This is a genomic window from Mesorhizobium mediterraneum (assembly GCF_002284565.1).
In the GTDB taxonomy this organism is placed as follows: Bacteria; Pseudomonadota; Alphaproteobacteria; order Rhizobiales; family Rhizobiaceae; genus Mesorhizobium; species Mesorhizobium mediterraneum.
Map to the genome: position 1 here is coordinate 15,519 of NZ_NPKI01000009.1, position 13,935 is coordinate 29,453.

Here is a 13,935-nt window from a genome sequence, read left to right on the forward strand (position 1 = left end):
GTCAGGGTGAAGCGTACGCCAATCGGGCAGCCGCGGCGGCTGCGCGTTTGCCTGCTTTCGCCTTTCAGAACGAAGTGAGTTTTGGGCAGGGACCGCGCCGGGGCGGCGCGGACGGCAAGATGCAGAGGGGTGCGGCGGCGCAAGCGGCCGTAACGCGTAATGGACCGGTTTCTGTCAAGCGCGGTGAACAGGATCGATGCGAAGGGGCGGGTGTCCGTTCCAGCGCATTTCCGTGCGGTTGTGCAGAAGCGCGGCTATTCGGAACTCTACGCGTTGCGCTGCCTGGATCGTCCGGCGATGGATGTCGGCGGCCTCGACCTGCTCGACCGTTACGAGCAGCGCATCGCGCAGGAAGACCCCTTCCTGCAGACGGCGGACGACATGTCGTTCTTCTGCCATGGCGATGGAACCTTTCTCAAGCTGGATCAGGACGGCCGCATCTCGATGACCGATTTCATTCGCGAGCACACGGGCATTTCCGCGGAAGCGGCGTTTGTCGGTCGCGGCAATTTCTTTCAGATCTGGGAGCCTGGACGGCTCACCGCCTATGGGACGGAAGCACGCGCCCGGCTTTTGCAGCTTCGGCAGGGGACGAAGCCTGGGGAGCGACCGGAATGATGGCGGGCTACGGCGACGACCCTCACGCCGCTGGCGGACCGGCTCGTCACATTCCGGTCCTCCTTGCCGAGGTGCTGAAGGCGCTTTCGCCTGCAGCGGGCGAGGTGATCGTAGACGGCACATTCGGCGCCGGCGGCTACACCAAAGCAATTCTTGCGAGCGGCGCCTCGGTCGTCGCCATAGACCGCGATCCGGATGCGATCGCTGCGGGTCGTGTCCTCGAACAACAATCGGGCGGCAAGCTCAGGCTGGTTCAGGCGCCGTTCTCGACATTGGACGAGCATCTGGAAAGCGCTGACGGCGTCGTGCTCGACATCGGCATCTCCTCGATGCAGATCGACCAGGCGGAGCGCGGTTTTTCGTTCCGCGCCGACGGACCGCTCGACATGCGCATGGCGCAGGCTGGCCTGAGCGCCGCCGATGTCGTCAACAGCTTCAAGGTGGGCGACCTTGCCCGCATCTTCGGGTTTCTTGGCGAAGAGCGCCATGCCGGCCGCATCGCCCGGATGATCGAAAACCGTCGCGAAAAACATCCGTTCGAGCGCACGCTCGACCTTGCCGACGCCATCGAGACGCATATCGGCCGCGCGCCGAAGGACAAGATCCATCCAGCAACCCGCGTCTTCCAGGCGCTACGCATTTTCGTCAATGACGAACTCGGCGAACTGGCCAAGGCGCTGTTTGCGGCTGAACGCGTGCTGAAACCGGGCGGACGGCTGGCCGTGGTGACGTTCCACTCCCTGGAAGACCGCATCGTCAAGCGTTTCATCGCCGATCGCGCTGATGCGGCGACCGGATCGCGGCACCTGCCCGAGGCGCAAGCGCGCACCGCCACCTTCAAAAAGGTGGGTAGCGGCGTGACGCCGGATGAGGCCGAGATATCAGCCAATCCGCGCGCGCGCTCGGCTAGGCTGCGCGCTGCTGCCCGCACCGACGCACCGGCGCGCGCCGGCGACGTTTCGATTTTCGGGCTTCCAAAACTTCCTGACCCAAAACTTCCCGGTGCCGACCGGCCGGGAGAGAGGTGAGCACGTGTTTCGTACCAGCGACATAGTCCTGATCGCCGTCATGGTTTCGGCTGCGGCCCTGACCTACAAGACCAAGCGCGAAGCCGAGGAACAATTGGCGGCGGTGCACAAGATCCAAGCGCAGATCCGCTACGAGGAGGATACGATCGACCTGCTCAAGGCGGACTGGAGCCTGCTTACCCAGCCGTCGCGCCTGCAAAAGCTGGCCGACATCTATAAATCGCAACTCGAGCTCGAGCCGGTCAGCGCCCGCCAGATCATCGGGCTGGACGATCTGCCGGCAAAACCCGTCACAATCGAGGACCTTTCGTCCCAGCCGTTGGGCGGCATGGCCGATAGTGGCGGCAAGGACCCTGTGGTCACCGGAGGCATCGTCCAATGATTCCGAGGGTTCCATTGATCGCCAGGGTTGCCAGACTGCTGAAGAGCGGCGCCAAGTTGGAGGACGGATCGATTGTGGTCGAAGGCGCCCGCAAGGCGACCGGCGGCAAGGGCAGGACCCGCATTGTGATGACGATGGCGGTGTTCTTCGGCATCTATTCGACCATCACCGGTCGTCTGGTCTATCTGGGTTTTCAGAATCCCGATCTGTCCGGCGGCCCGCAGAGCCGGGTGACGGCGTCTCGGCCCGACATTGTCGACCGCAACGGCGAAGTGCTGGCGACGGACATCAAGACGGCGTCGCTGTTTGCCGAGCCACGCCGCATCGTCGACGCCGACGAGGCGATCGAAAAGCTGGCGACGGTGCTTCCCGAAATCGACTACGAGCAGACCTACCACAAGCTGAAGAGCGGCGCCGGCTTCGTCTGGTTGCAGCGGCAACTGACGCCCAAGCAACAATCGGATATCATGCAGCTCGGTATTCCCGGCTTCGGCTTCCGCACCGAAAAGCGCCGTTTCTATCCGGCTGGCGAAACCTCTTCCTACATTGTCGGCCTCACCAACATCGACAACCAGGGCATCTCCGGCATGGAGAAATACATCGACGAACAGGGACTGAGCGACCTTCAAGCGTCGGGACTTGCGGTGGCCAAGGATCTGAAGCCGGTGCGGCTCTCGATCGACCTGCGCGTCCAGCATGTGGTGCGTGACGAGGTCGCCAGCGGCATGGAGAAATACCGTGCAATCGCGGCGGGCGCCGTCGTTCTCAACATCAAGACCGGCGAAGTGATGGCGATGGCCTCGGTTCCGGATTTCGATCCGAACAACCCCTACAATGCGCAGGAAAAGGACCGCTTGAACCGCATGTCGGCCGGCCTCTACGAAATGGGCTCGACCTTGAAGAGCTTTACCACCGCCATGGCGCTCGATTCCGGCAAAGTGACGCTGGAAAGCCGTTTCGACGCTTCGCGTCCGATCAGGATCGGCCGTCAGACCATCCATGATTTTCACGGCAAGGCCCGGGTCCTGTCGGTGCCTGAAGTGTTCATCTACTCGTCCAACATCGGTTCGGCCAAGGAAGCCGAAGCGGTTGGCATCGAGGGGCACCGCGAATTCCTGCATCGCCTGGGGATCCTCGAGAAGATGCAGACGGAACTGCCGGAGGTCGCGCGCCCGACCGAACCCAAAGTCTGGAAGCAGGTCCATTCGATCACCATCGCCTTCGGTCACGGCGTGTCGACGACGCCGCTGCAGACGGCGGTCGGCTGCGCCGCGCTGATGAATGGCGGCTATCTGATCGAGCCGACCTTCCTGACGCGCACCCAGGAACAGGCGATGTCGGTGGCCAAGAAAGTGGTCAGCGACAAGACATCCGAGAGCATGCGCTATCTCTACGCACTGAACGCCGAGAAAGGGTCAGGCAGGAACGCCAGGGTTCCAGGTTATCGCGTCGGCGGCAAGACGGGAACGGCCGAGAAGGTTGTCAACGGCCGCTACTCAAAGGACAAGAATTTCAACGCCTTCGTTGCGGCTTTCCCGATGGACGATCCGCAATACATCGTGCTTACGATCGCCGACGAACCGAAGCCGGAAAAGCCCGGCATGGGTGCGACGGCCGCCTCGAATGCGGGCGCCATGGCTGCAAACATCATCCGACGTTCGGCTTCCATGCTTGGCGTGAAGCCAGATTTCAGCCATGAAAATGGCGCAACGCTGGTTTCCTATCAGTGATTCTTAGGGCGCGCCGGCAACTGCGCGCTATTTTGTTGCGATGAACGGGGTTCGATGAAGCTGAAAGATCTAGCCGGTATCCTGCCTGTCGAGGGGACAGCTTCCTTCGATACGGAGGTTACCGGGATTTCGTCGGATTCCCGCCAGGTAAGACCGGGCGTGGTCTTCTTCGCGCTCACCGGTACCAAGGCCGATGGCGCGGCCTATGCCGCCGATGCCGCCAGCCGCGGCGCATCAGCGATCGTGGCAGGCAAGGGCAGCGCCATCGCCGGACTGCCGGTGCCCGTTCTCGCCGTCGACGATCCGCGCCTTGCGCTGGCGCTGAGTGCCGCCCGCTACTTCGGCAGGCAGCCGCAAACCATGGTCGCGGTGACCGGCACCAGCGGCAAGACATCGGTCGCGGCTTTCACCAGGCAGATCTGGGAGCAGTCAGGCCTCGCTGCCGCTTCAATCGGCACGACCGGCGTGGTGGCGCCGGGCCGCAACGAATATGGCTCGCTGACCACCCCCGACCCGGTAGATCTGCACAGGCTGCTGGCGGAACTGGCGGATGCCGGCGTCACCCACGCATCGATGGAAGCCTCCAGCCACGGCCTCGACCAGCGCCGGCTCGACGGCGTGAAGCTTGCAGCCGGCGGTTTCACCAATCTCGGTCGCGACCACATGGACTACCATCCGACGGTCGAGGACTATCATCGCGCCAAGCTGCGCCTGTTCGACACGCTGCTGCCGAAGGGCGCGCCGGCCGTCATCTTTGCCGACGATCCATGGTCAGAGCCGACGATCCAGGCGGCGAGAGCGGCGGGATTGAATGTGCTGACGGTTGGCCGTCATGGCGAGTTCCTGAGACTGAAGCGGGTCGAGCACGAGCGCCACCGCCAGCGTGCCGAGGTCGAGGTCGATGGCATTCTCCACGAGGTCGACCTTCCGCTGGCCGGGGATTTCCAGATAGCCAATGCGCTGGTTTCGGCGGGCCTCGCCATTTCTACTGGAACGCCTGCCGCCAAAGCCCTGATGGCGTTGGAGAAATTGAAAGGCGCGCCGGGTCGGCTGGACCTTGTCGGCACCACTGTCAACGGTGCGCCAGTCTATGTCGATTACGCGCACAAGCCGGACGCGCTGGAAAACGTGTTGGCTTCGGTACGGCCGTTCACCACCGGTCGCGTCATCGTCGTGTTCGGCTGTGGCGGCGACCGCGACCGGGGCAAGCGTCCGATCATGGGCGAGATCGCCTCGCGACTCGCCGATGTCGTCATCGTCACCGACGACAATCCGCGCTCGGAAGTGCCCGAAACGATCCGCGCTGCGATCCTTGCCGCCGCACCCGGGGCCGTAGAGATCGGCGATCGGCGCAAGGCGATCCACGAGGCAGTCGCCATGCTCCATGCCGGCGACACGCTGATCGTGGCTGGAAAGGGACATGAGGAAGGCCAGACCGTCGGCGCCGAGACGCTGCATTTTTCCGACCATGAGGAAGTCCGCTCCGCGCTCCAGGAGCGCGTCGCATGAGCTTCCTGTGGACCTCCGAGGATCTCGTCGCCGCCATGGGCGGACGACCGCTCGGGCCGATGCCGGAAGGTATTAGCGGCATCTCGATCGACAGCCGCAGCCTTGAGCCGGGCGATGCTTTCTTCGCCATCAAGGGCGAGGCGATGGACGGCCATGATTTCGCGACCGCCGCCATCAAGGCCGGCGCCGGCGTGCTGGTCGTCGCCGAGGGCAAGCTGCCGTCGCTCGGACGGCTGACGGCGCCGATGATCGTCGTGCAGGACGTGCTGGCCGCACTGGAAAAGCTAGGGCTGGCCGCACGCGCGCGGTCCAGCGCCAAGATCATCGCGGTAACCGGTTCGGCGGGCAAGACCACCACCAAGGAAGCGCTGCGCCATGTGTTGTCCGCGGTCGGCAAGGTGCACGCATCGCCCCAGTCTTTCAACAACCACTGGGGTGTGCCGCTGACGCTGGCGCGGATGCCGGCAGATTGCGACTTTGCGGTGTTCGAGATCGGCATGAACCATCCCGACGAGATCCGGCCGCTGGTCAAGATGGTCCGGCCGCATGTCGCCATCATCACGCTGATCGCGGCGGCTCATCTCGGCTTCTTCCGCAATCTGGACGAGATCGCCAAGGCCAAGGCCGAGATTTTCGAGGGGCTGGAACCGGACGGCGCCGTTCTTCTCAATCGCGACGACCCGCGTTGGAAGCTTCTGGACAAGATGGCGAGAGCCGCCGGCGTCGAGCACATTTACGGGTTTGGCGAGAATGCCCGCGCGACCTTCAAACTGCTCAAATGCGCGCTGCATGCCGATCATTCGGTCATCGCCGCCAAGATCGGCGGACAGGAAATCACCGCCAGGGTAGGCGCGCCGGGCCGCCACATGGTGCAAAATGTGCTGGCAGTGCTGGGCGCCGCGCATCTGGTCGGCGCCGACATCGCCAGGGTGGCGCTGGCGCTGGCCGATCTTTCGGCCGAACGTGGACGCGGCAAGCGCCATGTGTTGCGCCACCCCAGGGGTTCGATCACGCTGATCGACGAGAGCTATAACGCCAATCCGGCGTCGATGAGCGCTGCAATGGCGCTGCTCAACGCGACGCCGGTGTCGGGCGAAGGCAGGCGCATCGCGGTGCTCGGCGATATGCTCGAGCTCGGCGACCACTCGGCGAAGCTTCACGCAGCCCTTGCCGATCTCATCGTCGGCACCGAAACGCGCACGGTCTTTCTCGCCGGCCAGGAAATGCGGGCGCTGGCCGATATCCTGCCCGGTGAGATCAAGACGGAGTATCGCGCCGGCGCCGAAGATCTGAAACTGGTGCTTCTGTCGGCCCTGAAGCCTGGCGACGTGGTGATGATCAAATCGTCGAAAGGCATCGGGTTTTCCAAGCTGGTCGACGCATTGCTCGGCAAATTTCCGGCTGTAGCCGCAACCACCAAACAGACCTAGAGCAAGGTCCGGGGGCCGAATCGCATGTTCACACTGCTCGTCGAATTCGCGGACAAGATCTCGGTCTTCAACGTCTTCCGCTACATAACTTTCCGCACCGGCGGCGCATTGATTACCGCGGCGTTGATCGTCTTCATCTTCGGGCCAGCTATCATCAATTCGCTGAGGCTGCGGCAGGGCAAGGGCCAGCCGATCCGCGCCGACGGGCCGCAGACGCATTTCAAGAAAGCCGGCACGCCGACCATGGGCGGGCTGATGATCCTGTGCGGCATCATCGGCTCGTCGCTTTTATGGGCGAACCTGTCCAGCATCTATGTCTGGGTGGTGCTGCTGGTGACCCTGGGGTTCGGCTCGATCGGCTTCTACGACGATTATCTCAAGGTGACGAAGCAATCGCATCTCGGCTTTTCCGGCAAGGCGCGGCTGGCGCTTGAATTCGTCATCGCCGGCATCGCCGCCTGGGTGATCATGCACAACGGCCAGGCGCCGTTCTCGTCGTCGCTGACTTTTCCTTTCGCCAAGGAGTTTCTCGTCAATCTCGGCTGGTTCTTCATCCCGTTCTCGTGCTTCGTCATCGTCGGCGCCGGCAATGCGGTGAACCTGACCGATGGCCTCGACGGGCTGGCGATCGTGCCGATCATGATCGCGGCGGCGTCCTTCGGCGTCATCGCATATCTGTCCGGTAACGCGGTGTTCGCCGAATATCTGCAGATCCATTTCGTGCCCGGCACCGGCGAATTGGCGGTGGTCCTCGGCGCGGTGATCGGCGCCGGCCTCGGCTTCCTGTGGTTCAACGCACCGCCGGCGGCGATCTTCATGGGCGATACTGGCTCGCTGGCCCTGGGCGGCCTGATCGGCACGGTCGCGGTTGCCACCAAGCACGAGATCGTGCTGGTCATCGTCGGGGGCCTGTTCGTCGTCGAGATCCTGTCGGTCATCATCCAGGTCGGCTACTTCAAGATGACTGGCAAGCGCGTGTTCCTGATGGCACCGATCCATCATCATTTCGAAAAGCTCGGCTGGACCGAAAGCCAGGTGGTGATCCGCTTCTGGATCATCGCCGTCATCCTGGCACTGGTCGGCCTGTCGACCCTGAAGCTTAGATAGGAGGCCGCGTGATCCCCGCCGTATCCTTCGCAGGCAAGCGCGTTTCGCTCTTCGGGCTCGGCGGCTCGGGGATCGCCACGGCGCGCGCGCTGATCGAGGGCGGAGCGGACGTGCTGGCCTGGGACGACAATCCCGGCAGCGTCGCCAATGCCGCGGCCGTCGGTATTGCGACCGGCGACCTGCGCGGCGCCGACTGGGCGAAGTTCTCAGCCTTCGTGCTGTCGCCCGGCGTGCCGCTGACGCATCCGAAGCCGCACTGGACAGTAGAGCTCGCGCGCGCTTCGGGCGTCGAGATCATTGGCGACATCGAGCTGTTCTGCCGCGAGCGGACGTTGCTTGCGCCGGCAGCGCCGTTCATCGCCATCACCGGCACCAACGGCAAATCGACGACCACGGCGCTGACGGCGCATATCCTGAAATCGGCCGGACGCGACACGCAGATGGGCGGCAATATCGGCCGTGCGGTGATGACGCTCGATCCGCCGGAGCCCGGGCGGCACTATGTCGTGGAATGCTCGTCCTACCAGATAGACCTGGCGCCCTCGATCAATCCGACCGCCGGCGTCCTGCTCAACCTGACGCCCGATCATCTCGATCGTCATGGCACGATGCAGCACTACGCCGCGATCAAGGAGCGGCTGGCGGCCGGCAGCGAAACGGCCATCGTCGGTGTCGATGATTCCTGGTGCGCCCAACTCGCTGACCGGCTGGAGCGGGCAGGCCGGCACGTCATCCGCATTTCCAAGCGCCTGCCACTGACCGACGGCTATTTCGCCGACGGCACCGATCTGATGGAAGCGGTGCATGGCCGGTATAGCCGCGTTGCCTTTCTCGAAGGCATCGGCTCGTTGCGCGGCCAGCACAATGCGCAGAATGCGCTGGCCGCCGTCGCCGCCTGCCTCAAGGTCGGGCTCGATCTGGGCGAGATCCAGTCGGGGCTGGAAAGCTTTCCCGGGCTAGCGCACCGCATGGAGCAGGTCGGCCGCAAGGACCATGTGCTGTTCATCAACGATTCCAAGGCGACCAATGCCGACGCGGCAGCGCCCGCGCTGTCGAGCTTTCCGCGCATCTACTGGATCGCCGGCGGGTTGCCGAAAGAGGGCGGCATCGAGCCGTTGCGCGGCCTCTTTCCGCGCATCGCCAAGGCTTATCTGATCGGCGAGGCTGCACCAGCCTTTTCGGCGACGCTCGGCGAGGCGGTGCCCTACGAGATATCAGGCACGCTGGCCGCGGCAGTCGAGCATGCCGCAAGCGATGCGGCCAGGGATGATAACAACGGCGAGGTGGTGGTGCTGCTTTCGCCGGCCTGCGCCAGTTTCGACCAGTTCAAGAATTTCGAAGTGCGTGGCGAAGCCTTCAGGCAAGCTGCGAGCACTATTGATGGCGTGAAGCCGATCGGAGGGACACGATAATGCAAAGTCGTCTCGACAAAAGCCCAGTTGCCACCTGGTGGTGGACGATCGATCGCTGGTTCCTGGCCGCGTTCCTGTCGCTGATGGGGCTCGGTATCGTGCTGTCCTTCGCGGCGAGCCCGGCAGTGGCCCAGCGCATCGGCCTTGACAGTTTCCACTTCGCCACACGGCAGATCATCTTCACCATTCCAGCACTTGGCGTGATGCTGGCCGTTTCCTTCCTGGAATCGCGGCAGATCAGACGCATGGCGCTGGTGATGCTATGCGCTACGCTGTTCCTTATGGTGGCGGTGCTCTACATCGGCGTCGAGGTGAAGGGGGCGCGGCGCTGGGTATCACTTGCCGGCCTGTCGATCCAGCCGTCGGAATTCCTGAAGCCGGCCTTCGTCGTCATCTGCGCCTGGCTGTTTGCAGAACATAAGCGCCAGCCCGACATTCCCGGCAATCTGTTCGCCATGCTGCTGCTTGCCCTCGTCATCTCGCTGCTGGTGGCGCAGCCTGATTTCGGCCAGACCATGCTGGTGCTCGGCACCTGGGGGGTGATGTTCTTCATGGCCGGACTGCCTTGGCTGTGGATCATCGCGCTGGGCGCTGCCGGCATTGGCGGCGTGTTTGCCGCCTATACGGTGTTCCCGCATGTCGCCGGCCGCATCGACCGCTTCCTGACCGGCGAAGGCGATACGTTCCAGGTCGACATGGGCCGCGATGCGCTGATCAATGGCGGCTGGTTCGGCGTCGGGCCGGGTGAGGGCACCGTCAAGCGGGTCATACCCGACAGCCATGCCGATTTCGTCTTCTCGGTGGCCGGCGAGGAGTTCGGACTGATCATGTGCTTCTTCATCATGACCATCTTCGCCTTCATCGTGCTGCGCGGGCTCAGCACCGCGCTCAAGGAGCAGGACGATTTCACACGCTATGCGGTTGGCGGCCTGGTCACGGTTTTCGGCCTGCAGTCGGTTATCAACATGGCCGTCAATTTGCAGCTGATGCCTGCCAAGGGCATGACCTTGCCGTTTATCTCCTATGGCGGCTCCTCGCAGATCGCCATCGCAATCTCGATGGGCATGGTGCTGGCGCTGACCCGCAAGCGGCCGGAAAAGCGCAAGCAGTTGGGCTTCGCACCGTCGCAGCGCGCCATGCCGGCGGAGTGAAATGTCGAGGGGCGTTATCCTACTGGCGGCCGGCGGCACGGGCGGGCATCTCTTCCCGGCCGAGGCGCTGGCGCACGAGCTGATCAGGCGCGGCTGGACGGTGCATCTCGCGACCGATGACCGCGCCGAGCGTTTTGCCGGTCAGTTTCCGGCCGCAGGCATCCATCCGATCCAGTCGGCAACCATCGGCTCGAAAAATCCTTTTGCTGTGCTCGCCGCCTTCTGGAAAATCTGGGGTGGCGTGCGGCAGGCATCCGCCGTGATCGGCCGGATCAAGCCCGCCGTCGTAGTCGGTTTCGGCGGCTATCCGACGCTGCCGCCGCTCTATGCGGCGACGCGGCGCAAGGTGCCGACGCTGATCCACGAGCAGAACGCGGTGATGGGGCGCGCCAACCGGGCGCTCGCCGGCCGCGTCGATGCCATCGCCGGCGGGTTTTTGCCGGAAGATTCAAGCGCTGCAGGCGCCAAGACGGTGACCACAGGCAATCCGGTCAGGCCGCAAGTGCTTGAAGCGGCAAAGACGCCTTACACGGCCTCGACCGGAAACCAGCGCTTCCGGTTTCTGGTGTTCGGCGGCAGCCAGGGCGCACAGTTCTTTTCCGATGCCGTGCCGGCGGCGGTTGGACTGCTTTCCGATGCACAACGCAAGCGGCTTGATATCACGCAGCAGGCCCGCGCCGACGATGTCGCGCGGGTGAAGGCGGCCTATGCCGCCCTTGGCGTCGAGGCTGAGGTGTCGCCCTTCTTCACCGACATGGCGGCGCGCATCGCGGCGTCGCATCTGGTGATGTCGCGGTCCGGTGCATCGACCGTATCAGAAATCGCGGTGATCGGCCGGCCGGCGCTGCTGGTGCCCTATCCGCACGCGCTCGACCACGACCAGGCGGCCAATGCCGCGGCATTGGCCGCGGCAGGCGGCGCCGAAGTGCATCAGCAATCTTCGCTTTCGTCCGAGCGTATCGCTGTGCTCGTCGGGGCGCTGATGGAGGATCCACAGCTGCTGACCACAATGGCAGCGGCGGCGAAATCGGCTGGAAAACCGGACGCGGCACGGTTGCTCGCCGATCTGACAGAGGCTATTGCGTCGAAGAAAAGCGTATCGGACTTCAGGAAGGAGACGCACGCATGAAGATGCCGGAGACGATCGGTCTTGTGCATTTCATCGGCATCGGCGGTATCGGCATGAGCGGCATCGCCGAGGTGCTGCACAATCTCGGCTACAAGGTGCAAGGGTCCGACCAGGCCGACAGCGCCAATGTGCAGCGGCTGCGCGACAAGGGCATCGAGTGCTTTGTCGGCCATCACGCCGATAATATCGGCGATGCCGAAGTGGTTGTTGTCTCGACGGCAATCAAGAAATCCAATCCGGAGCTGAAGGCCGCGCGCGAGAAACTGCTTCCCATCGTCCGTCGCGCCGAGATGCTGGCCGAACTGATGCGCTTCCGCCAGGCGGTGGCCATCGGCGGCACGCATGGCAAGACGACGACGACCTCGATGGTGGCGACGCTGCTCGAAGCCGGCGGGCTCGATCCGACCGTGATCAATGGCGGCATCATCAATGCCTACGGCACCAACGCCCGCATGGGCGACGGCGAATGGATGGTGGTGGAGGCCGACGAGAGCGACGGCACGTTCCTGAAGCTGCCGGCCGAGATTGCCGTCGTCACCAACATTGATCCCGAGCATCTCGACCATTACGGCTCCTTCGACAAGGTGCGCGAAGCCTTTCGCCAGTTCGTCGAGAACGTGCCGTTTTACGGCTTCGGCGTCATGTGCACCGACCATCCGGAGGTGCAGGCGCTGGTCAGCCGCATCGAGGACCGGCGCGTCATCACCTATGGCGAGAATGCGCAGGCCGATGTGCGTTTCACCAATCACCGGATGGACGGCCCGACCTCGGAATTCGACGTGGTGATCCGCGACCGCAAGACCCGCGGCCAGTCGACGATATCGGGCCTGCGCCTGCCGATGCCCGGCCGTCACAATGTCTCTAATGCGACCGCGGCGATCGCCGTCGCGCATGAGCTCGGGCTTTCGGCCGAGGCAATCAGGAAGGGCCTGTCGTCTTTCGCCGGCGTCAAGCGGCGCTTCACCCGTACCGGTTCGTGGAACGGCGTCGAAATATTCGACGATTACGGTCACCATCCGGTCGAGATCACGGCGGTTCTGAAGGCGGCGCGTGATGCCACCAAGGGCCGCGTCATCGCCATTGCGCAGCCGCACCGCTTCACCCGGCTGCATGATCTGTTCGACGAGTTTTCCGTCTGCTTCAACGATGCCGACACAGTGATGGTGGCGCCGGTCTACGCGGCAGGCGAAGAGCCGATCGACGGGGTGACGTCCGACGCATTGGTGTCGCGCATTCGCGCCGGCGGCCATCGCGACGCGCGCTACATCGAAGGCCCCGCGGCGATTGCGCCTGTTATCCGCGACCTGGCGAAGCCAGGCGATTTCATCGTCTTCCTCGGCGCCGGCAACATCACGCAATGGGCTTACGCGCTGCCCAAGGAACTCGGCGGGACGGCCTCATGATGCGCGGCCAGGCATTGATCGACAAGCTTGGCGGCCGGCTTGCCGGCCTGCGCGGCCGCATCACGCCCAATGCCGAGATGGACAAGATCACCTGGTTTCGCGCCGGCGGACTTGCCGACGCACTGTTCCAGCCGGCCGACGAGGACGATCTCGCCGCGTTCCTTAGAGCGGTGCCCGAAGAGATACCGCTGACTATCGTCGGCGTCGGCTCGAACCTGCTTGTCCGCGACGGCGGCATTGCGGGCTTCGTCATCCGGCTTTCGGCCAAGGGCTTTGGCGACGCCGAAGTGATTGCGCCGACCACGATCAAGGCGGGGGCTGCCACGCCCGACAAGCGCGTTGCGGCCGTTGCCTACCAGGCCGGTATCGGCGGCTTTGATTTTTACCACGGCATTCCGGGCGCCATTGGCGGCGCGCTGAGGATGAACGCCGGCGCCAATGGCGCCGAGACGCGCGAGCGCGTCGTCGAGGTGCGGGCGCTCGACCGCAAGGGTAATGTGCATACGCTGAGCAACGCCGATATGGGCTACGCCTATCGCCATTCGGCAGCACCCGCCGGGCTGATCTTCACATCGGCCGTGCTCGAAGGCGTTTTGGAAGACAAGGCCGCGATCAAGGCGGCGATGGATGCTGTCCAGCACCATCGCGAGACCGTGCAGCCGATCCGCGAAAAGACCGGCGGCTCGACCTTCAAGAATCCGGAGGGCACCTCGGCTTGGAAGGAGATCGACAGGGCGGGGTGTCGGGGACTGATGATCGGCGGCGCGCAGATGTCGCCGATGCATTGCAACTTCATGATCAACACGGGAACCGCGACCGGCTACGACCTCGAATATCTTGGCGAGACGGTGCGCACGCGTGTGCTCGAAAACTCGGGCATCCGGCTGCATTGGGAAATCAAGCGCATCGGCAATTTCCGGCCGGGGCACGAGGTCCAGGAGTTCCTGGGACAGTTGCTGTAAAGACTCACAACACAGTTTTCGCTGCCGTTTTTGCGGAAAGTGAATCTCTCGGAATCGTAAGGACTTGCCAGCGA

Annotated in this window: 12 protein-coding genes; all 12 read left to right on the plus strand. The window is 63.9% G+C overall.

The window, feature by feature from the left end:
- The first annotated feature begins 159 nt into the window (after nucleotides 1–159).
- The 12 genes from mraZ to murB are packed head-to-tail and all read left to right on the plus strand — an operon-like array spanning nucleotide 160 to nucleotide 13,861.
- A complete protein-coding gene (mraZ, locus tag CIT25_RS04250; RefSeq protein WP_095483325.1) occupies nucleotides 160–618 on the plus strand; it encodes a division/cell wall cluster transcriptional repressor MraZ in 459 nt (152 codons plus the stop codon).
- Nucleotides 615–1,646 carry a 16S rRNA (cytosine(1402)-N(4))-methyltransferase RsmH gene (gene rsmH, locus CIT25_RS04255; protein WP_095483326.1) on the plus strand — a complete coding sequence of 344 codons (1,032 nt, stop codon included), beginning with the start codon at nucleotides 615–617 and terminating at the stop codon, nucleotides 1,644–1,646. Before mraZ ends, rsmH begins: the two co-directional genes overlap by 4 nt.
- Before the next feature lie 4 nt (nucleotides 1,647–1,650).
- The gene (gene ftsL, locus CIT25_RS04260) at nucleotides 1,651–2,028 is read left to right on the plus strand and encodes a cell division protein FtsL (protein ID WP_095483327.1); all 378 of its coding nucleotides are present in this window, start codon (nucleotides 1,651–1,653) and stop codon (nucleotides 2,026–2,028) included.
- On the plus strand, nucleotides 2,025–3,758 hold the full coding sequence (locus tag CIT25_RS04265; protein WP_095483328.1) for a peptidoglycan D,D-transpeptidase FtsI family protein: 1,734 nt from the start codon (nucleotides 2,025–2,027) through the stop codon (nucleotides 3,756–3,758). Before ftsL ends, CIT25_RS04265 begins: the two co-directional genes overlap by 4 nt.
- Before the next feature lie 54 nt (nucleotides 3,759–3,812).
- Nucleotides 3,813–5,267, plus strand: a complete 1,455-nt coding sequence (locus tag CIT25_RS04270; protein WP_095483329.1) for a UDP-N-acetylmuramoyl-L-alanyl-D-glutamate--2,6-diaminopimelate ligase — start codon at nucleotides 3,813–3,815, stop codon at nucleotides 5,265–5,267.
- Nucleotides 5,264–6,697: a UDP-N-acetylmuramoylalanyl-D-glutamyl-2,6-diaminopimelate--D-alanyl-D-alanine ligase gene (locus CIT25_RS04275; protein ID WP_095483330.1), complete on the plus strand. Its 1,434-nt coding sequence runs from the start codon at nucleotides 5,264–5,266 to the stop codon at nucleotides 6,695–6,697. The genes CIT25_RS04270 and CIT25_RS04275 overlap by 4 nt, the downstream gene beginning before the upstream one ends.
- Nucleotides 6,698–6,721: 24 nt before the next feature.
- A complete protein-coding gene (gene mraY / locus CIT25_RS04280) occupies nucleotides 6,722–7,804 on the plus strand; it encodes a phospho-N-acetylmuramoyl-pentapeptide-transferase (RefSeq protein WP_095483331.1) in 1,083 nt (360 codons plus the stop codon).
- 8 nt (nucleotides 7,805–7,812) lie between these two features.
- The gene (gene murD / locus CIT25_RS04285) at nucleotides 7,813–9,216 is read left to right on the plus strand and encodes a UDP-N-acetylmuramoyl-L-alanine--D-glutamate ligase (RefSeq protein ID WP_095483332.1); all 1,404 of its coding nucleotides are present in this window, start codon (nucleotides 7,813–7,815) and stop codon (nucleotides 9,214–9,216) included.
- Nucleotides 9,216–10,367 carry a putative lipid II flippase FtsW gene (gene ftsW / locus CIT25_RS04290; protein ID WP_095483333.1) on the plus strand — a complete coding sequence of 384 codons (1,152 nt, stop codon included), beginning with the start codon at nucleotides 9,216–9,218 and terminating at the stop codon, nucleotides 10,365–10,367. The genes murD and ftsW overlap by 1 nt, the downstream gene beginning before the upstream one ends.
- 1 nt (nucleotide 10,368) lies before the next feature.
- Nucleotides 10,369–11,496 (plus strand): undecaprenyldiphospho-muramoylpentapeptide beta-N-acetylglucosaminyltransferase, encoded by a 1,128-nt coding sequence (gene murG, locus CIT25_RS04295; protein WP_095483334.1) that lies wholly within the window; start codon nucleotides 10,369–10,371, stop codon nucleotides 11,494–11,496.
- Complete coding sequence (gene murC, locus CIT25_RS04300; RefSeq protein ID WP_095483335.1) at nucleotides 11,493–12,899, plus strand: UDP-N-acetylmuramate--L-alanine ligase; 1,407 nt, start codon at nucleotides 11,493–11,495, stop codon at nucleotides 12,897–12,899. Before murG ends, murC begins: the two co-directional genes overlap by 4 nt.
- A complete protein-coding gene (murB, locus tag CIT25_RS04305) occupies nucleotides 12,896–13,861 on the plus strand; it encodes a UDP-N-acetylmuramate dehydrogenase (protein ID WP_095483336.1) in 966 nt (321 codons plus the stop codon). The genes murC and murB overlap by 4 nt, the downstream gene beginning before the upstream one ends.
- Nucleotides 13,862–13,935: the final 74 nt, after the last annotated feature.

Coding starts and splice junctions, on each gene's coding strand:
- mraZ (WP_095483325.1), top strand. CDS start 160: ATGGACCGGTTTCTGTCAAGCGCGGTGAACAGGATCGATGCGAAGGGG.
- rsmH (WP_095483326.1), top strand. CDS start 615: ATGATGGCGGGCTACGGCGACGACCCTCACGCCGCTGGCGGACCGGCT.
- CIT25_RS04265 (WP_095483328.1), top strand. CDS start 2,025: ATGATTCCGAGGGTTCCATTGATCGCCAGGGTTGCCAGACTGCTGAAG.
- CIT25_RS04270 (WP_095483329.1), top strand. CDS start 3,813: ATGAAGCTGAAAGATCTAGCCGGTATCCTGCCTGTCGAGGGGACAGCT.
- CIT25_RS04275 (WP_095483330.1), top strand. CDS start 5,264: ATGAGCTTCCTGTGGACCTCCGAGGATCTCGTCGCCGCCATGGGCGGA.
- mraY (WP_095483331.1), top strand. CDS start 6,722: ATGTTCACACTGCTCGTCGAATTCGCGGACAAGATCTCGGTCTTCAAC.
- ftsW (WP_095483333.1), top strand. CDS start 9,216: ATGCAAAGTCGTCTCGACAAAAGCCCAGTTGCCACCTGGTGGTGGACG.
- murG (WP_095483334.1), top strand. CDS start 10,369: ATGTCGAGGGGCGTTATCCTACTGGCGGCCGGCGGCACGGGCGGGCAT.
- murC (WP_095483335.1), top strand. CDS start 11,493: ATGAAGATGCCGGAGACGATCGGTCTTGTGCATTTCATCGGCATCGGC.
- murB (WP_095483336.1), top strand. CDS start 12,896: ATGATGCGCGGCCAGGCATTGATCGACAAGCTTGGCGGCCGGCTTGCC.